The sequence below is a fragment of the Sinorhizobium fredii USDA 257 genome (genome assembly GCF_000265205.3).
In the GTDB taxonomy this organism is placed as follows: Bacteria; Pseudomonadota; Alphaproteobacteria; order Rhizobiales; family Rhizobiaceae; genus Sinorhizobium; species Sinorhizobium fredii_B.
This window is the reverse complement of sequence record NC_018000.1, coordinates 3432463-3450418: the sequence shown is the minus strand read 5'-3', so window position 1 is coordinate 3450418 and position 17956 is coordinate 3432463. Positions and strand designations below refer to the sequence as shown.

Genomic DNA, 17956 nt, shown 5'->3' with positions numbered 1-17956 from the left:
TGAAAAAGTCGATATTAGGGATCTTGTTCCTTCAGCCGGACGGTCTGTCGATTGCGCTTGCCGCAGCCGCGGCCGGCGCAATAGAGATATGGTGGAATTCAATCCGTCTGTTTTCCAGAGCCGATGTCATGTCAGCAGTCCCCGCTTTCACCATAGACGGCCCCGCCCGGCGCGCATCTCTCGACGTTCGCAATCCGGACTTCTTCCGCAATCCGCTGCCGGCCTATGCCGCACTCCATGCGCAATGTCCGGCCTTCTTCTGGGAAGAGCCGCAGCAATGGTTTTTCGCGGGCTATGATCAGGTCAACGCGCTTTTGCGCGACCGCCGCTTCGGCCGTCAGATCCTGCATGTTGCGACCCGTGAGGAACTCGGCCTGCCCGAGCCGAAGCCGCATCTCAAGGACTTCGACGCGCTGGAAGCGCATTCGCTGCTCGAACTGGAGCCTCCGGCCCACACGCGGCTGCGGACGCTCGTCAACCGCGCCTTCGTTTCCCGGCAGATCGAACAGCTCCGGCCGGACATCGAAACGTTGTCGCACGCGATCATCGACAGCTTCGAGACGGATGGCGAGGTCGAACTGCTGAAGAGCTATGCCGAGACGATCCCCGTCACCATCATCGCCCGCATGCTCGGCATTCCGGTCGAGGCCGCCCCTCGCCTTCTCGACTGGTCGCACCGCATGGTGAAGATGTACGTCTTCAATCCGACCTTCGAAACCGAGCTCGACGCCAACCAGGCGTCGGCGGAATTTGCTGAATACCTGAAGAACATCATCACTGACAAACGAACGAAGCCCGCAGACGACCTGCTCACCCATATGATCAATTCCGAGAAGGATGGCGAGCGCCTCTCGGAGGCCGAACTTATCTCGACGACGGTGCTGCTGCTGAACGCCGGTCACGAGGCGACCGTACACCAGATCGGCAATGCGGTCCGCACCATCCTGCAATCCGGCCTCTCCCCCACCACACTTTTCGCGGGCGAGGAAGCGACGGAGCGAACGGTGGAGGAGTGCCTGCGCTTCGCCGCGCCGCTCCACATCTTCCAGCGTTATGCACTGTCGGATATCGAACTGGAGGACGGCATCGCGCTTAGAAAGGGCGACAAGATCGGCCTTATGCTCGGGGCGGCAAATGTCGATCCGCGCAAATTCACCGCCCCCGGCAAATTCAAACCGGACCGCAACGAGGGCGCCAATGTCTCGTTTGGCGCCGGCCTGCATTTTTGCATCGGCGCGCCGCTTGCGCGGCTTGAGCTCAATTTGTCCCTGCCGATCCTGTTCCAGCGCCTGCCCTGCCTTCGGCTCAAGCATGAGCCGCAGGTCAAGGACAGCTTCCACTTCCACGGGCTGGAGCGGCTGGACCTCGTCTGGTAGCCGTAAAGTCAGGGCCGGCGTTCAGAATCGATTAAGCATAAAGGCCTAATCGGGTCTGAACCGAACCGCGACAGGAGCCTGCCATGCCGCCGATCAAGTTCACAAGCCTGGTTTTCATCGGCCTTGCCTTGAGCGGCTGCCAGAACGATCTGGCGACGGTCGCCGATGCGGCTTTCAGGGGTCCGCCCCGGTATTCGGTTACGCAACCTGAGTTGGGTCAGCCGACCACACCCTCGACACCAACTGACTCGTCGACGGTTCCGCCCACGCCGCCAGTGGAGAATGTCGAAGCAAAACCGGATTGCGGCGCGGAGGTCCAATCCAAGCTAAAGGCGCCCGGAAGCAATCCGATCACGCTCGCCTGCAGCCTTCGCCTGTCCGCGGCCGATGTCATCACCCATCCGCTGATCTTCGAGGGAAGTGCCGCTTCCGGATCGGTGCTCGACTGCGGCGGCGGAACGCTCGATGTCAGCGCAGGCGAATCGCGCAAAGAGAAGACCGCTGTCGCCATTCGCTCCAGAAAAACCGGCTCCGGCCCCTGGGATGCGCCATCGAGCGTCACGATCCGCAATTGCAGGATCAAGGGCTTCGTCCGCATCTCCGGGCTTGGCGAGAACGCCAATGGCGCGGTCATGAAAGCGTCGTCACGAAATCCCGACCACACGGCATTTGCTCAAACCTCTGCTCCGAAGAATGCGCGGCTCGAGAACGTCACCTTCGACGCACCCGATGGCATCCCCTTCTATGTTGGACCCGGCGTCACCAACGCGGCTCTCGTCAACTCGAAAGTCAATGGCCGGTCGACAGCCGTCGCCGTCTATCTTGACGCCGAGTCCTCAGGCAACACGATCAGCAACAACGTCTTCGGCATATCCACGGAGAAGCGTGAACTGATCGCAATCGACGGCTCGGCGAACAACCGCATCACCAACAACATCTTCGAACACTCCGACAATGGCGGCATATTCGTCTACCGCAACTGCGGCGAAGGCGGCGTCATCCGCCACCAGAAACCGCAGCACAATCAGATCGTCGGCAACACCTTCCGCTATCGGTCTTCGTTTCTCGTAAAGCCGGCCGTCTGGCTGAATTCGCGCAACGGCAGCAGCAGCTATTGCTTCACGGATCCGGCCTACCCGTTCGGCAGCAGCGCCAGCAATCTCGATTTCGCGCAGAACAACGTGGTGCGTAACAACAAGCTCGAAGGCGGATCAGACAGCCTCATCCGCAACGACGATCCGACGAACGACGTCGGCGCCAACGGCAGGTGACTAGGCGAGCCGAGGGAGTTGCCGCGCGTCAGAGCCGGATCACGTAATCCTTGCGGGTCGTCACGACGACTTCCCATGTCCCCGTAAAACCCGGCCGCAGGATCATGCTGTCGCCGGCCTTGACATGGACGGATTCGCCTCCATCTTCGGTTACGATCGAATGGCCGGAGAGGATGTGGAAATATTCCCATTCGTCATAGACGATCCGCCACTTTCCGGGTGTCGCCTCCCAGATGCCGGCGTAAAGCCCTCCCGGCGCATCTTCAAAATTCCAGGTGCGGAACTCCGGGTTTCCGGAAATCAGCCGGTCCGGTGCCGGGGCGCCGATCTCGGCCTCGGCCGAGGAAAGGTCGAATTTCAGCATGTGACTCATGGGGCACCTCTGTCGGCGCGACGCAGCGGTCGCCTGCGGTTCAGATCTTTGCGAGCGCCTGTCCCAGGTCGGCGATGATATCATCGACATCTTCGATGCCGATCGAAAGGCGCACGACATCAGGCCCCGCTCCTGCCGCAACCTGCTGTTCCGGCGTCAGTTGCCGGTGGGTTGTCGAGGCGGGGTGGATGACCAGCGACCGGGTGTCGCCGATATTGGCAAGGTGCGAAAACATCTCGAGGCCTTCGACGAAGCGCTTTCCCGCCTCGTATCCACCCGAAAGACCAAAGGTGAAGACGGCACCAGCCCCTTTCGGCGAATAGCGCTTCTGAAGCGCATGGTTTGGGTCGTCCTCGAGCCCGGCATAGCGGACCCAGGAGACCTTTTCCTGGCCCTTCAGCCATTTCGCGACGGCGAGCGCATTGTCGCAATGGCGCTGCATCCTGAGTGGCAACGTCTCGACCCCGGTCTGGATCAGGAAGGCATTGAAAGGCGAGATCGCCGGGCCGAAATCCCGGAGACCCAGTACACGCGCGGCGATCGCAACGGCGAAATTGCCGAAGGCCTCGAGTAGCACGACGCCGCCATATTCAGGACGCGGCTCGGAGAGGAGCGGATATTTCCCGGATTTCGACCAGTCGAACGTGCCGCCGTCGACGATGATCCCGCCCATCGAGTTGCCATGGCCGCCGATGAATTTGGTGAGCGAGTGGACGATGATATCGGCGCCGTGCTCCAGCGGTCGCAGCAGATAGGGCGTCGCCATCGTGTTGTCGACGATGAGCGGCAACCCGTGCCGGCGTGCGACTTCGGCAATGGCGGCTATATCGACGAACAGGCCGCCGGGATTGGCAAGGCCTTCGATGAAGATGGCCCTTGTTCGCTCATCGATCTGCGTTTCAAAGCTTTCCGGGTCGGCGGAATCTGCCCAGCGGACCTGCCAGTCGAAGGACTTGAAGGATTGGCCGAACTGGTTGACGGAGCCACCGTAAAGCTGCCTTGCGGCAACGAAGTTATCTCCTGGGCTCATGATCGTATGGAAGACGAGGAGCTGGGCCGCATGCCCGGAGGCGACCGCCAAAGCCGCCGTTCCGCCTTCGAGCGCAGCGATGCGCTCTTCCAGCACGGCTTGCGTCGGGTTCATGATGCGCGTGTAGATGTTGCCGAACTGCTGCAGGCCGAAGAGCGCGGCCGCGTGATCCGCATCGTTGAAGACGAAGCTGGTCGTCTGGTAGATCGGTGTTGCCCGCGCGCCCGTCGTCGGGTCGGGCTGGGCCCCCGCATGGACGGCGAGCGTGCTGAAACCGGGGCCGGCCTTCGTCATTCATTCCTCCATGGCTTCATCGATCAACCGATCAGGCGGGGGTATTCAATCGCCGGACAGCGGTCCATGACCACGTTGATGCCGGCAGCCTCGGCCTTTTCGGCCGCCTTGTCGTCGCGGACCGACAATTGACCCCAGATCGCCTTCGGGAGGTTCGGCAGCGCCAGGATTTCGTCGACCAAAGCAGGCAAGGCATGAGCGGCGCGAAAGACGTCGACCATGTCTATCGGCTCCTGAATATCCGCGAGCCTCGCCACAACGGTCTGGTCGAGGATCGCCCGGCCCGCATGACCGGGATTGACCGGGATGACGCGGTAGCCCTTGCGTAGCAGGAAAGCCATGACGCGGTGGCTCGCACGCTCTGCCTTCGGCGACGCGCCTACGAGCGCGATGGTCTTGGTCTCGCGCAGGATGTCAGCGAGGTAGTGATCCGGGTAGACATCGTGGTTCATGCTTGCACGTCCGGGAATTGCTATTGGTTGCGCGGATAGTTGGCGCCCCATGACGCCGAGTCAACCGAGCCTGTGTTCGCGCCAGGGTATTTGCACCGTTTCGTTGCCGGTTGCCACCATCTCAACGCCGATCCATCGAATCCGGTTGCATTTCGAGCCAGCCAAAGCGACAAACGTCGAGATTTCCTTCCAAATCGCCCGCTGAGGTTCATCTTGCCGCTCGATGTCATTGCGCTCGTGCTCTTCGGGGCGCTGCTGCACGCGATCTGGAACGCGCTCGTCAAGGCGGGCTCGGAGAAGTCGCTGGATGCCGCCATGGTGGCGCTTGGCGCCGCGGTCGTGGCGCTGCCTTTCCTGCCCTTCATGCCGCTGCCCAATTCCGAAGCCTGGCCCTACATCCTCGTTTCGGCAGTCCTTCAGTTCGCCTATTTCCAGCTCGTGGCTGCCTCCTATCGCGCCGGCGACATCGGCCTCGTCTATCCGCTGATGCGCGGCGTTGCGCCGCTCATCGTCGCCGCCACGAGCAGCATCGTCATTGGCGAGCATCTGACCAGCGGAGCCCTCGCGGGCATCCTGACAATCTCGGCGGGCGTGCTGACGCTTGCCTTCGAGTCGCGCAGGGGCGGCAAACAGGCCATCGCACTGGCGCTCTCAAATGCCTGCGTGATTGCGAGCTATACGTTCGTCGACGGCATCGGCGCGCGGGTATCGGGCAATGCGATCTCCTACACGCTGTGGATGGCGCTGCTGCCGCCGGTGCTTCTCTTCGCCTGGGCGTTCGCAGGCCGCGGCGTCAGGCCGGTGTTGCGGCACGTCCATCACCACTGGTGGCGCGGTCTGATCGGCGGCGCCGGTTCGATCGGCGCTTATGGCCTGGCGCTCTGGGCGATGACCAAGGCGCCAGTGGCGACCGTCGCGGCGCTTCGCGAAACGGCGATCCTCTTTGCCGTGGTGATCTCCGTCGTCTTTCTCAACGAACGCGTCAGCGTCTGGCGCATTGCCGCCGCCAGCGTGATCGCTCTTGGGGCCTTGCTGCTGAGGCTCGCCTAGTCTTCCTTCCACTCCGGCATCCGCTTGCCGAGGAACGCGCCGATCCCTTCCTGCGCGTCATTCGCCAGCATGTTCTCGACCATCACGCCGACCGCATAGTCATAGGCGTCGGCGAGCGGCAATTCGGCCTGGCGGTAGAAGGCTTCCTTGCCGATCTTCAGGGCCTGCGGCGACTTGGAGGCGATGACGGCGGCGTATTTGTCGACCACCTGGCGCAGATATTGCTGCGGCACGATGCGGTTGACGAGGCCGAAATCCTTGGCCGTCCCGGCGTCGATCGTCTCGCCGGTCAGCAGCATCTCCATCGCCTGCTTGCGATGCGCGGCGCGCGACAACGCTACCATCGGCGTCGAACAGAAGAGGCCGATATTCACGCCCGGTGTGCAGAAGGTCGAGCTGTCGGTGCAGATCCCGAGATCGCAGCTCGCGACCAGTTGGCAGCCAGCCGCCGTCGCGAGGCCGTCGATCTCGGCGATAACCGCCTGTGGCACCTTCGTGATCTTCAGCATGATGTCGGCCGCCAGGCGGATGGCGCGTTCGAAGAAAGCCTTTCCGCCATCCTCGTCGGCGCGATGCAAGGTCATCTCTTTCAAGTCGTGCCCGGCCGAGAAGACCTTGCCGGTAGCAGCTATGACGACAACCTTGATCTCCTTCGCCACGGCAACAGCGTCGAGTTCAGCCGCGAGCGCCTGCAGGAGCGCGATCGACAGCGCGTTGGCTGGAGGATTGTTGAGCGTCAGCCGCAAGACGGGGCCGTTCGTCTCTCGCAGCAACAGGCCGTTCGGCTCTTCCTTTTTAAATGCAACGACGTCCGCCATGGTCTTCTCCCGATTGGCCGTAGGGTCGGCCCGTGGTACGCCGCCGTCACCGGTCTTTCAACCCCGGCAGCATTTCCCGCCTAAGACCATTTTCCGGCTTGCGCGACAGGCAGAGACGTCCTGTAACGGCGGTCAGAATGGAGGGGCGCGCATGGCCTTGCAGCCGATCATGACCGTCGAGGAACTCAATCGCTTTCTCGACACGGATTTCCCGCAGGTGCACACCGACGGCAAGGTCTTTGCCGTGACCGGCGCCGGGCCAGGTTTTGCGACGATGCGGCTCGACCCGAACGAGCGCCATGTCCGGCCCGGCGGAACGGTCTCCGGGCCGACGCTGTTCGCGCTTGCCGACGTCTCGGCCTATATCGCGCTGATTGCACATATCGGTCCGGTCGCGCTTGCGGTCACCACCAACCTCAACATCAACTTTCTTAGGAAGCCCGATCCCGAACCGCTCGAATGCACCTGCCGGATTCTGAAGCTTGGCAAGCGGCTCGCCGTTCTCGACGCGTCGATCAAGCCCGTCGAGGGCGACGCTTTGGTGGCTCACGCAACCGCGACCTACTCGATTCCACCCCGCTGATGTGTGGTATCAAAAGACCACATTGTCAAGCATTTGATTTCTTTGCATTTTGTCTGACGATCTAAAAAACTCTGTTCTTGACCTTGCTTTTGCGCTTCCGTATAAGCTGCCGCAGATCGCGGTCCTATTCGGGCCGCCTTCTTTTTTGGCCTCATCGGGGCCAAAGCAAGCAACAAGAAACGCCCGGCCTGATACCGGGTCCAACGAAAGAGTTTAGATATGGCAACCTTCGTTCAGAAGCCTGCAGAGGTGGAGAAGAAGTGGATCCTCATCGACGCCGAAGGCCTCGTTGTCGGTCGCCTCGCTTCCATCATCGCAAACCGCCTGCGCGGCAAGCATAAGGCCACCTTCACGCCCCACGTCGACGACGGCGACAACGTCATCGTGATCAACGCCGAGAAGGCCGTGCTCACCGGCAAGAAGTACACCGACAAGAAGTACTACTGGCACACCGGCTATCCCGGCGGCATCAAGGAGCGCACCGCGCGCCAGATCATCGAAGGCCGCTTCCCGGAGCGCGTCATCGAGAAGGCCGTTGAGCGCATGGTTCCGCGTGGCCCGCTCGGCCGCCGCCAGATGAAGAACCTGCGTGTTTACGCCGGCTCCAACCACCCGCATGAAGCACAGCAGCCGGCCGTCTTCGACGTCGCCAAGCTGAACAGCAAGAACACAAGGAGCGCCTGATAATGGCTGACCTTTCTGCCCTCAAGGATATCGCCACGACCGCGGAACCGGCCGCTCCGGTTCACGTCAAGAAGGTCGACGCGCAGGGCCGCTCCTACGCGACCGGCAAGCGCAAGGACGCCGTCGCCCGCGTTTGGATCAAGGCCGGCTCCGGCAAGATCACCGTCAACGGCAAGCCGTTCTCGGCTTACTTCGCCCGCCCGGTTCTGCAGATGATCCTGCAGCAGCCGGTCGTTGCTGCTGCCCGTGACGGCCAGTTCGACATCGACGCAACCGTTGCCGGCGGCGGTCTCTCCGGCCAGGCCGGTGCCGTTCGTCACGGCATTGCCAAGGCGCTGACCTACTTCGAACCGGGCCTGCGCTCCGTTCTGAAGCGTGGCGGCTTCCTCACCCGCGACAGCCGCGTTGTCGAGCGTAAGAAGTACGGCCGCGCCAAGGCACGCCGTTCGTTCCAGTTCTCGAAGCGCTAATCGCTCGCAGAGACTGCATTTCGAAGGCCGGGCTTGTCCCGGCCTTTTTCGTTGCAGTCAAATGGACATGATTTTGGCGGCACGCGCTTGCCTTGCCGGAACGGATTGTCCATCTTCTCGCCGATTTCACCGGAGGGTACGGCATGGCAAACAAGACGATCGACCACGCGATCACCGCGAGGTCCCTTGCGTCGGCTGCCTCCGACCCAACCCATGCCGGCGTGCTTTCCTTTATGCGCCGGAAATATTCCAAGCAGTTGCGAGGCGTGGACGCCGTCGTCTGGGGCATTCCCTTCGACGCCGCGACCTCGAACCGTCCCGGCGCCCGTTTCGGCCCGCAGGCGATCCGCCGGGCATCGGCGATCTTCGACAACGATCCGCAGTATCCGTTTCAACGCGACCTCTTCGCCGACATGGCGACGATCGACTACGGCGATTGCCTGCTCGACTACGGCAACCACGCCAAGACGCCGGCCACGATCGAGCGGGAGGCGGCGAAGATTCTGAAATCCGGCGCCTATCTGCTGACGCTCGGCGGCGACCACTTCGTCACCTATCCAATCCTCAAGGCCCATGCGGCGCTTCACGGGCCCCTCGCCCTCGTACAGTTCGACGCCCACCAGGATACCTGGCCGGACGAGAAGGGCCGCATCGACCATGGCTCCTTCGTCGGCCGGGCCGCGCGCGAGGGGCTGATCGACGTCGAGCGTTCGATCCAGATCGGTATTCGCACGCACGCCCCCGATGATTGCGGCATTCGGATCGTCTATGGCTACGAGGTGGAGGAGATGCGTGCCGAGGAGATCGCAGACACGATCATCCGGCATGTCGACAGCGCTTCGGCCTACCTGACCTTCGACATCGACTGCCTCGACCCGGCCCACGCACCGGGCACCGGTACACCGGTCGCGGGCGGTCCGTCGAGCGCCAAAATCCTCTCAGTACTGCGCAAGCTTGGAGCGTTGCATATCGCCGGAAGCGACGTGGTCGAGGTAGCGCCTGCCTATGACCATGCCGACCTGACCGCCATTGCTGGCTCGACCATCGCCATGTATATGCTGGGCCTGCGGGCCGAATGGCTCGCGGAACGGCGCGGCTGATCGCCTGCCTCCCAAGAAACTGATTCAATTCTATGCAAGATTGATTCCGGAAACCTCCGTAACCGTCTGCAGGAGCACGAAAATCATGAAACCGAAGATCTTCATCGATGGCGAACACGGCACGACGGGCCTGCAGATCCGTTCGCGCATGGCCGGTCGCTCGGACCTCGAACTCCTGTCTATCCCGGAAGCGGAACGCCGCAACGCGACAATGCGTGAAGACCTCTTGAACGGCGCCGACGTTGCCATCCTCTGCCTGCCAGACGACGCCTCTCGAGAAGCGGTCGCCATGGTCGCCGGCAACAATCGCGTCCGCATCATCGACACGTCTACCGCGCATCGCGTCGCGCCCGACTGGGCCTATGGCTTTGCCGAGATGGACAAGACACAGCCTGCCAAGATCCGCGATGCGCGCCACGTCTCCAACCCTGGCTGCTACCCGACCGGGGCGATCGGCCTGATCCGGCCGCTACGCCAGGCAGGCGTCGTGCCGGACGGCTACCCGGTGACCGTCAACGCCGTCTCCGGCTATACCGGCGGCGGCAAGCAGATGATTGCGCAGATGGAAGACGAGAATCACGCCGACCACATCAGCGCGCCGCATTTCCTCTACGGGCTCCCGCTCAAGCACAAGCATGTGCCGGAAATGAAGATACACGGCCTGCTGGAGCGCGCGCCGATCTTTTCTCCGTCCGTCGGCAAGTTCCCGCAGGGCATGATCGTCCAAGTGCCGCTCTACCTCGACGACCTCGCCGCCGGAGCGACGCTCGAAACTATCCATGCCGCGCTCGTCGAGCATTATGCCGGCCAGTCGATCGTCGAGGTGGTTCCGCTTGCCGAAAGCGCGCAGATCGCCCGGATCGACGCGACCGAACTTGCCGGCAAGGACACGATGAAGCTCTTCGTCTTCGGGACCGTTGGCGGTGCGCATGTGAACCTTGTTGCGTTGCTCGACAACCTCGGCAAGGGGGCCTCGGGTGCCGCCGTCCAGAACATGGATCTGATGCTGTCGGCCTGATAGGGGCTCAATAAACCAAACCCCGGCAGTCACCTCTGCCGGGGTTTTCGTTTGTCCAAAGCGAAGATTGATCAGTCGCGAACTTCGATGGCGGTCGGCCTCGGATATTCACCGACGAAACCGCGCCAATGGGCGATCGCGAAGCCGAGCACGAGGAGCGCGCCCGCCTGGTGCAGCACGCCCCAGCCGATCGGCACCTGCAGAAGAAGCGTGGTGACCCCGATCACAGCCTGAACTGTCACCAGCGCAAAAAGAAGCACGGTACGGCGTGCGTGCGTCGTGCCCGGCGCAGCGCGCAAGGACACCGCCATGTGCGCGAGGACCAGGGCAAAAAGCAGGTAGGCGCCGGCGCGGTGCAGGAATTGCACCGTCTTTGGGTTCTCGAACAAGTTGATCCAGGCCGGCTGCTGCACGAAGAGATCTCCCGGCATGAAGGCGCCATCCATCAGCGGCCAGGTGTTGTAGCTCAAACCAGCGTCGAGACCGGCGACCAGAGCGCCGAGATAGATCTGGAAGAGGCTCATGGCGGCGATGATGCCGGCCATCGTTTGCGACCTTTTCGTCGGCGCCGCGTCGCCGGAATGCGGAGAAAGCCCGCGGTAGATCCACATGCAGGCGGCAAAGATCAAACAGGCGATGACCAGGTGCGTGGCAAGGCGGTATTGGCTGACTTCGGTCCGTTCGACAAGTCCCGAGGAGACCATCCACCAGCCGATAAAGCCTTGGAAGCCCCCGAGCGCCAGGATACCGAGGAGCGGCAGTCGCAGTCGCCGCTCGACCCGCCCCGCCAGCCAGAAAAAGAGAAGCGGCAGGGCGAAAATCACCCCGATGGAGCGGGCCAGAAGTCGGTGCGCCCATTCCCACCAGAAGATCGTCTTGAACGCCTCGACCGTCATTCCCTTGTTCATCTGCTCATACTGGGGAATGCGTTGGTAGAGGCGGAATTCCTCCTCCCATTCCTCCGCGGACAAGGGCGGAACGACGCCATGGATCGGCTTCCACTCGGTGATCGACAGGCCGGACTCGGTCAAGCGCGTCGCGCCGCCGACGATCACCAGGGCAAACAGCGCAAACAGGACGACGGCGAGCCAGCCGCGGATCTGCCGGCGATTGCGCTCGGTCCTGTCGATCTCGCTCCGCAGCGTCTGTTCCGTTGCCAGGTCGGCATGCGCCATGACGTCTTCCTCGCTTGTCGGCCGCGACCTCGCAATCAACGGGTTGCCTGGCGAGCCGGTCCGAAAGCCGTTGATTTGCACCAGAGCGCCGTGCAAAACAAGGCCAAAGCCTTTGCGGCATGCCGTCGCGGCTGATTCTGAGCAAAAGGGGGATGCGAGCGGTAACCGCACGCACTTTCCTCATCCCGCTCGGTTGCCGTCATTCGAAAGAAGTCCAATGCCTCCACGCCTCAGAAAACTGATCGGCACCATCCTCATCATCATTCTTGTCGTCGTCTATGCGCTGGCGGCGGTCACCTTTGCCTCCCTCCTCCTCGGCGCGTCGCCCTGGTGGGTGCATCTTCTCTATTTCTTGTTCACCGGGCTCCTGTGGATCCTTCCGGCGATGTTGATCATCAAATGGATGGAAAAGCCTGCAAACAATCACTGACCGACTGAGGCGCACCTAAATGAAGATCGCCGTCATCTCCGATATTCACGGCAACGATCTGGCGCTCGAGGCGGTGCTTGCGGACATCGGCGCTCAGGGCATCGACGAGATCGTCAATCTGGGCGACCATCTGAGCGGCCCGCTCAATGCCGCACGCACCGCCGACATTCTGATCGGGCGCAAGATGCCTTCGATCCGCGGCAATCATGATCGCTACCTTCTGATGCTTGACCCGAACGAAATGGGACTGTCCGACCGTGCAGCCTATGACGAGCTCGAGCCGCGCCATAAGTCTTGGCTCGCTACGCTTCCCGAAACGCTCGTCTATCGCGACACCTTCTTTCTCTGCCACGGCACGCCCACGAGTGACGAGACCTACTGGATGGAGGCGCTGACGGACAATGGAGTCGTCCACATGGCGGCGCGCAGGGCGATCGAGACTTTCGCCGAGGGTATCGACTACCCGGTGATCCTCTGCGGCCATACGCATATTCCGCGGGCGGTGCGGCTGGCGGACGGGCGCCTTCTCGTCAATCCCGGCAGCGTCGGCTGCCCTGGCTACGACGATGACCAGCCCGTCGCGCATAAGGTCGAAACCGGCTCGCCGGACGCGCGATATGCCGTCATGGAGCATGACGGGATCGATTGGAGCGTCAGCTTCCGCTGCGTGCGCTATGACCACATGGCGATGTCGCGCCTTGCCGCCGACCGCAACCGACCCGAATGGGCGGCCGCGCTCGCGACCGGCTTTCTGGCCTGAGGCTATTCCGCCTTTTCGAGCGCCTCGATGTCCGCGCCGGTGATCGCCGCGATGTTGCGCGTCACCTTGTCGACCGACCAGTTCCACCAGGCAATCGCCTGCAGTCGCTCGACGGTCGCGGCCGGAAAACGCATCCTGACGACCCGTGCCGGATTGCCGGCGACGATCGCGTAAGCAGGAATATCCTTCGTCACGACCGATTTTGCCGCAACGATCGCGCCGTCGCCGATGGTGACGCCCGGCAGAACCGTCGCCTCCATGCCAAGCCAGACATCGTTGCCGACCGTCGTGTCGCCGCGATGGCCCGTCGCATAGGCGGCCGGATCGAAACCCTCGCGCCAGGCACCCGGAAAAATGCCGAACGGAAAGGTCGAAAAGCCGCCGAGCGCGTGGTTGGCGCCATTCATGATGAACTGAACACCCGTCGCGACTGCACAGAACCGCCCGATCACCAGCCGATCTCCGACGAAGTCATAGTGATAGAGGACGCACTTCTCCTCGAAACGGTCGGGCCCGTCCGGATCGTCGTAGTAGCTGTAGTCTCCGACCTCGATCAGCGGCGAACGCACGATGTTCTTCAGAAATCCGATCCGCGGAAATTCCGTGACCGGAAACTTGGCCTCGGGGTCGGGCAGGGCATGGCTCGGCATCATCAGCAGGTCCACAGTTGCAGTTCCTCGAGACGTTCGTATCGGCTGCGTGATGTAACGCTCCGGCGACGATTTTCCAAGCCGACGGTGAAGCGATCGCTTCATGCTTTGCTAACCGCGTTTCCGCTCGCGGACGAAGCCGATGCAGACATTAAGGGGATGTAGCAATTTTTGCCGTCCAATCGAGATACGAAGCATGCTGAACGATCCGAGAGATGGCCAACTCCTATTTCACCCTTGCCTCGCCGAGCGGGCAATCGACGCTCGAGGGTCCAATGCGACCGCTTGCTCAAAGTCGCAACGCGGACCGCATCACGCTGTCCGTGCATCACGATATGGCGGAGCTCGAGGCGGATTGGCGTGCGCTCGATGCAAACAGGTTGAACTCCCTGCATCAGAGCTTCGACTGGTGCGCGGCCTGGAAGAGCGCGCATGAGAGCCGATTGCTTGTCGTGCGCGGCGCTATCGGGAAGCAACTGCTCTTCCTCCTGCCGTTCGAGGTCGAAATAGGTCGCTTCTTCCGCACCGCCCGGCTGATCGCGACCGGGCACAGCAATCTCAACACCGGGCTCTTTGCCGCCGACATCGAGCGCGTGCCGCGGGACGAACTCAGGCGCGTGCTGACCGGGGGACTCCGTCGCGCGCTTCGCAGTCACGCCGATGTGGCTACGCTCGAAAAAACGCCGGCAGTGTGGCGCGGCCTGCCCCATCCGCTCGCAGCCCTGCCCGGGATCGCCAATCCGAACGCCTCTTTCCAGCTCGGGCTCGCCGGCGACATGGACCGCACGCTCGTCCAGCTCAACGCAAAGCGCCGGCGCAAGAAAATGCGTCTTTCCGAAAGGCGCCTCGCGGAGCTCGGCGGCTACGACTATGTAATTGCCCGTGAACCTGCGGAGGCGCAAGCGCTGCTGGAGACGTTCTTCCGGCAGAAAACCGCGCGGCTGGAGGCCCAGGGCCTGCCGGATGTGTTCGACAATTCGGAGACACGCGCCTTCTTCCGCCTGTTGATCGATCGGCAATGCGATGGCGACAGGCTGCTGGAACTCAACGCGATCCGCCTCAAGGGGGAACATCAGGGCCGGATCATCGCCGTGACCGGCCTGTCGCGAAAAGGCGACCACGTCATCTGCCAGTTTGGTTCGATCGACGACACGATCGCGGCCGACAGCAGCCCGGGCGAATTGCTGTTCTACCGGGTGATCGAACGTCTCTGCGGTGAAGGCGTCGCGCTCTTCGACTTCGGCATCGGCGACCAGCCCTACAAGCGATCATGGTGCACGATGGAAACCGGCTTGCGGGACATCACCCTGCCGCTGACGCTGCGCGGATATGCGGCAGCAGGCCTGCATCGCGCCGTAGTCCGCGCCAAGCGCGCCATAAAAGCGAACACAACCCTCTATGCCTTCGTGCAGAGACGACGGCGCCAGATGTTGCGCGCTGCTGCAGAAAGCGCGGAAGACTAGATCAGACCAGCCGACGGCCGAGTCTGCGGCCTGTTTCAGGCCGCGCGGCGATCGGGAAGCTCCGGGCCGCTTTCCGCCCCGCCGGTCATCAAAACGATGTCGCGGTAGCCGGCCTCGCCGAAGCTTGTGAGTTCCTCGATGATCTTTTCCTCGGTGACCGAGGGCGCCGAAAGGATGATCTCGACGTCGTCGCGCCGCGCCACCTTGGCGATGGAAGCCGCGTCCGCAGCACCGCACTCGACCAGCACCAGATCATAGGCACTCGTCAGCGCGTCGATGATCATCTGCAGGCGCTCGATGCCGCGCATCGCCGCGTGGGGATCGGCATCGCCTTGCGGGATGACATGGGCCTCGGAAAATCTGTCCGCATGGATCGTCTCCGTGAAGGCGACGTCGCCCGACAGCAGGTTCGTGATTCCGGGCAGATGCAGCGACTGGGCCATCAGCCGCGTCGGGCAGGCCGAGCCGGAAAGGTCGATGAGCACGACCTTGTGTTCCTCTTCGGCGAGCAGACGCGCCAGCATCACCGTTGCCGTCGATCCCTCGTCGCCTCCCGGCGACACGGAAACGGCAACCCGGATGTCATTGCCAAGCAGGTGGTCGGCAACCGACTCGATCGAGAAGTCGTGCTCTGCGGCACCGCTTGCCTCGTGCTCCTGCTGCTCGTCCTCGGCGGGTGCTTCGACCGCGACAATGAGTGCCGGCGCCTCGTCCACGACAAGCGGCGTTGCCGCAGCGGTAGTCTCGGACATCCTTCCGGAACTTGACACCGGCCTCAGTGCCCTGCCGCTGAAGAGTTCGCCCAGCATGATGACGACGCAGCTGATCAGGAAGCTTGCAAGTGCCGCGACGATCGTGATCGGGAAGACCTTGGGAAAGGTCGCAGTGGTCGGGACCACGGCATTCGATATCACCCGTGCATCGGCGGGCGTTGCGTTCGCGACGGTTCGCGATGTCGCTTCCCGGTAACGGGCGAGATAGGTCTCCAGAAGCTGGCGCTGGGCTGCCGCCTCCCGTTCGAGGGCGCGGAGCCCCACTTCTTCTTCGCCCGCCTGCGCCGACTGCGCCTTCAACGCGTTCAGTTGCTGAAGCAATTGCTGTTCGCGGAGTTGACCCACCTGCGCCTCGTTTTCGAGGCTGGAGAGGATTTTCCGCGTCTCCGCACGAATCTGCGCCTGAATGCCTTCGAGTTGTGATTTCAGCCCCTTCAGTCGAGGATGACCGTCGAGCAGCGCCGTAGACAGATCGGCGATCTGCGCCTGCAGGCTGGCCTGGCTCTCCTTCAGCCGCTGGATCATCGGCGAACCGACGATGTCGGTGAGCGTATCGACCGAGCGGCCGCCGGCAAGCGCTGCACGCACGCCTTCGGCACGCGCCGCGGTATTCGCCCTTTCCGCCCGGATCCGCGCCAACTCGGTTGAAATATCGGTGAGCTGCCGGGTCGCAAAATTCTCCGTCTCGCCGGCCGGAAGCAAACCGGATTCGGCCCGATACGCGGCGACCTTGGCCTCCGCCTCACGAACCTTTTCCCCCAGGTTGGCGATTTCCGGCTCCAGCCAGCGGCTGGCCTCCGAGTTGGAGTCGAGCTTCGCGCCGCTCTGCAGCGAGAGATAGACCTCGGCCATCTCGTTCGGAATGGCCGCAGCGAGTTTCGAATCCTTCGATGTGAACGCAATGGCGATCACCCGCGACTTCTCGACCTGATAGACCTGCAGCTTCGAATTGAACGCATTCAGGATCCGTTCTTCGGGCGGCAATTCGAGCGGGTTCTTCTTGAGCCCCAGCATGACCAATAGATCGGAAATGGCAGAAGGCTGCGCGGACGGGTCGAACTCCTCCAGCTCGTGCAGCGTCATATTTCGGGCCACCTGCTTGATGAGGTCGGCGGAACGCAGCACTTGGACCTGGCTGGCGATGCCGGACTCGTCGAACATTCGATCCGCACCCGTCTGAGAAGTCTGGTTCGGACCGCTGAATTCCGGCTCGCGCGATTCGATCAGGACGCGCGTCTCGCTCTCATAGGCCGGTGCGACCATCTTCGCCGCCCCAAAAGCAATCGCCGCGGCACCCACGGTCGCGAGCAAGACGCGGGCGCGACGCCGCCAGATGGCGCGAAAGAGTCCGCCGAGATCGATATCCACATCCTGCTGACCGCCGACGCTCGACATGCCCTACCCCAAAGCTTCCGCATTCAGCCGGAAGGTAAAGGAACATGGTAACGCAAGTGTTAATTGCAGGCACAACTGTGAGATGTTCGCGCCTTGACTGACCCCGATCGCAGCTCCATCGGAATTCCACCGGGAGTTTACCGGCTATTAACCCTAACGGATCGATAACGTCGCAGAGAGGTGTTCATTTCCGGAGCCAACGAGAACCCGCATGTCGATCGCAGGCACAAAGACCGCACGCGCTTTCGCCGTGGCAATATTGTCGGCGCTCGCCAGCGGTTGCACGAGTTATCAGCCGGCTCCGAAGGGCTTCAGCGAGGCGACGATCCAGCCCTACAGGCTGGACAGCGGCGACCGGCTTCGCGTCACCGTGTTCGAACAGCCCGGCCTTAGCGGTAGCTACACGGTCGACCAGGCCGGCTACGTTGCCTTCCCGCTGATTGGAGCCGTCCCATCCCGCGGCCATACGCTGCCGGAACTGGAGGGAATGATCGCCGCCAAGCTGCGCGAAGGCTTTCTGCGCGATCCGGACGTGACGATCGAAGTCGACCGCTACCGCTCGGTGTTCATCATGGGCGAAGTGGGTCAGTCCGGCCAATACAGCTATGTCCCGGGGATGACGGTGCAGAACGCCATCGCCGTCGCCGGCGGCTTCACCCCGCGTGCAAACCAGGCAAATGCCGATATCACCCGCAAGGTCAATGGCCGCATCATAACGGGTCGCGTGCCGATCACCGATCCGGTGCTTGCGGGCGACACGATCTATGTTCGCGAACGGCTCTTCTAAACCC

The 17956-nt window shown here is 62.5% G+C and carries 19 protein-coding genes; 12 read left to right on the top strand and 7 right to left on the bottom strand.

The window, feature by feature from the left end; translation table 11 throughout:
* The first annotated feature begins 128 nt into the window (after positions 1–128).
* Together USDA257_RS15945 and USDA257_RS15940 are read left to right on the top strand one after the other, a co-directional pair.
* Entirely contained in the window at positions 129–1376 is a 1248-nt protein-coding gene (locus USDA257_RS15945; RefSeq protein WP_014764007.1) for a cytochrome P450, read from the top strand.
* Between the two features lie 83 nt (positions 1377–1459).
* Positions 1460–2647, top strand: coding sequence for a right-handed parallel beta-helix repeat-containing protein (locus tag USDA257_RS15940; RefSeq protein ID WP_014764006.1), 1188 nt, complete (start codon positions 1460–1462; stop codon positions 2645–2647).
* Positions 2648–2675: 28 nt separating this feature from the next.
* Here USDA257_RS15940 and USDA257_RS15935 read toward each other — a convergent pair whose 3' ends face one another.
* From USDA257_RS15935 to USDA257_RS15925, 3 genes are read right to left on the bottom strand one after another with little or no spacing between them, the layout of a single operon-like run.
* Positions 2676–3020: a cupin domain-containing protein gene (locus USDA257_RS15935; RefSeq protein WP_041414289.1), complete on the bottom strand. Its 345-nt coding sequence runs from the start codon at positions 3018–3020 to the stop codon at positions 2676–2678.
* Positions 3021–3060: 40 nt separating this feature from the next.
* A complete protein-coding gene (locus tag USDA257_RS15930; RefSeq protein ID WP_014764004.1) occupies positions 3061–4344 on the bottom strand; it encodes an O-acetylhomoserine aminocarboxypropyltransferase in 1284 nt (427 codons plus the stop codon).
* 23 nt (positions 4345–4367) lie between these two features.
* The gene (locus tag USDA257_RS15925; protein WP_041414287.1) at positions 4368–4796 is read right to left on the bottom strand and encodes a CoA-binding protein; all 429 of its coding nucleotides are present in this window, start codon (positions 4794–4796) and stop codon (positions 4368–4370) included.
* A gap of 213 nt (positions 4797–5009) precedes the next feature.
* Between USDA257_RS15925 and USDA257_RS15920 the strand changes: the two genes are divergently transcribed.
* On the top strand, positions 5010–5846 hold the full coding sequence (locus USDA257_RS15920) for a DMT family transporter (protein ID WP_014764002.1): 837 nt from the start codon (positions 5010–5012) through the stop codon (positions 5844–5846).
* Here USDA257_RS15920 and USDA257_RS15915 read toward each other — a convergent pair.
* Positions 5843–6664, bottom strand: coding sequence for an enoyl-CoA hydratase (locus USDA257_RS15915; RefSeq protein ID WP_014764001.1), 822 nt, complete (start codon positions 6662–6664; stop codon positions 5843–5845). The genes USDA257_RS15920 and USDA257_RS15915 overlap by 4 nt on opposite strands.
* Before the next feature lie 151 nt (positions 6665–6815).
* Here USDA257_RS15915 and USDA257_RS15910 point away from each other — a divergent pair, with 151 nt between their 5' ends.
* The 5 genes from USDA257_RS15910 (at position 6816) to argC (ending at position 10519) form a co-directional block, all read left to right on the top strand.
* Positions 6816–7247, top strand: a complete 432-nt coding sequence (locus USDA257_RS15910; protein WP_014764000.1) for a PaaI family thioesterase — start codon at positions 6816–6818, stop codon at positions 7245–7247.
* 219 nt (positions 7248–7466) lie between these two features.
* Positions 7467–7931 (top strand): 50S ribosomal protein L13, encoded by a 465-nt coding sequence (gene rplM / locus USDA257_RS15905; protein WP_014763999.1) that lies wholly within the window; start codon positions 7467–7469, stop codon positions 7929–7931.
* A gap of 2 nt (positions 7932–7933) precedes the next feature.
* Complete coding sequence (rpsI, locus tag USDA257_RS15900) at positions 7934–8401, top strand: 30S ribosomal protein S9 (RefSeq protein ID WP_014763998.1); 468 nt, start codon at positions 7934–7936, stop codon at positions 8399–8401.
* 143 nt (positions 8402–8544) lie between these two features.
* Positions 8545–9501, top strand: a complete 957-nt coding sequence (gene speB / locus USDA257_RS15895; RefSeq protein WP_014763997.1) for an agmatinase — start codon at positions 8545–8547, stop codon at positions 9499–9501.
* A gap of 85 nt (positions 9502–9586) precedes the next feature.
* Positions 9587–10519, top strand: a complete 933-nt coding sequence (gene argC, locus USDA257_RS15890) for an N-acetyl-gamma-glutamyl-phosphate reductase (RefSeq protein ID WP_014763996.1) — start codon at positions 9587–9589, stop codon at positions 10517–10519.
* A gap of 71 nt (positions 10520–10590) precedes the next feature.
* On the opposite strand, the gene USDA257_RS15885 is transcribed toward argC, so the two are convergent.
* The gene (locus USDA257_RS15885) at positions 10591–11694 is read right to left on the bottom strand and encodes a COX15/CtaA family protein (RefSeq protein WP_014763995.1); all 1104 of its coding nucleotides are present in this window, start codon (positions 11692–11694) and stop codon (positions 10591–10593) included.
* 217 nt (positions 11695–11911) lie between these two features.
* Here USDA257_RS15885 and USDA257_RS15880 point away from each other — a divergent pair, with 217 nt between their 5' ends.
* Positions 11912–12124: a DUF2842 domain-containing protein gene (locus tag USDA257_RS15880; protein ID WP_041414285.1), complete on the top strand. Its 213-nt coding sequence runs from the start codon at positions 11912–11914 to the stop codon at positions 12122–12124.
* Positions 12125–12143: 19 nt separating this feature from the next.
* The gene (locus tag USDA257_RS15875; protein ID WP_014763993.1) at positions 12144–12884 is read left to right on the top strand and encodes a metallophosphoesterase family protein; all 741 of its coding nucleotides are present in this window, start codon (positions 12144–12146) and stop codon (positions 12882–12884) included.
* A gap of 2 nt (positions 12885–12886) precedes the next feature.
* On the opposite strand, the gene USDA257_RS15870 is transcribed toward USDA257_RS15875, so the two are convergent.
* Complete coding sequence (locus USDA257_RS15870; protein WP_041415324.1) at positions 12887–13534, bottom strand: CatB-related O-acetyltransferase; 648 nt, start codon at positions 13532–13534, stop codon at positions 12887–12889.
* A gap of 215 nt (positions 13535–13749) precedes the next feature.
* On the opposite strand from USDA257_RS15870, the gene USDA257_RS15865 reads away from it, so the two are divergent.
* On the top strand, positions 13750–14997 hold the full coding sequence (locus tag USDA257_RS15865; RefSeq protein WP_041414283.1) for a GNAT family N-acetyltransferase: 1248 nt from the start codon (positions 13750–13752) through the stop codon (positions 14995–14997).
* A gap of 35 nt (positions 14998–15032) precedes the next feature.
* Here the strand turns inward: USDA257_RS15865 and USDA257_RS15860 are convergent, their stop codons facing one another.
* On the bottom strand, positions 15033–17165 hold the full coding sequence (locus USDA257_RS15860; RefSeq protein WP_014763990.1) for a GumC family protein: 2133 nt from the start codon (positions 17163–17165) through the stop codon (positions 15033–15035).
* Between the two features lie 211 nt (positions 17166–17376).
* Between USDA257_RS15860 and USDA257_RS15855 the strand changes: the two genes are divergently transcribed.
* A complete protein-coding gene (locus USDA257_RS15855; RefSeq protein ID WP_014763989.1) occupies positions 17377–17952 on the top strand; it encodes a polysaccharide biosynthesis/export family protein in 576 nt (191 codons plus the stop codon).
* Positions 17953–17956: the final 4 nt, after the last annotated feature.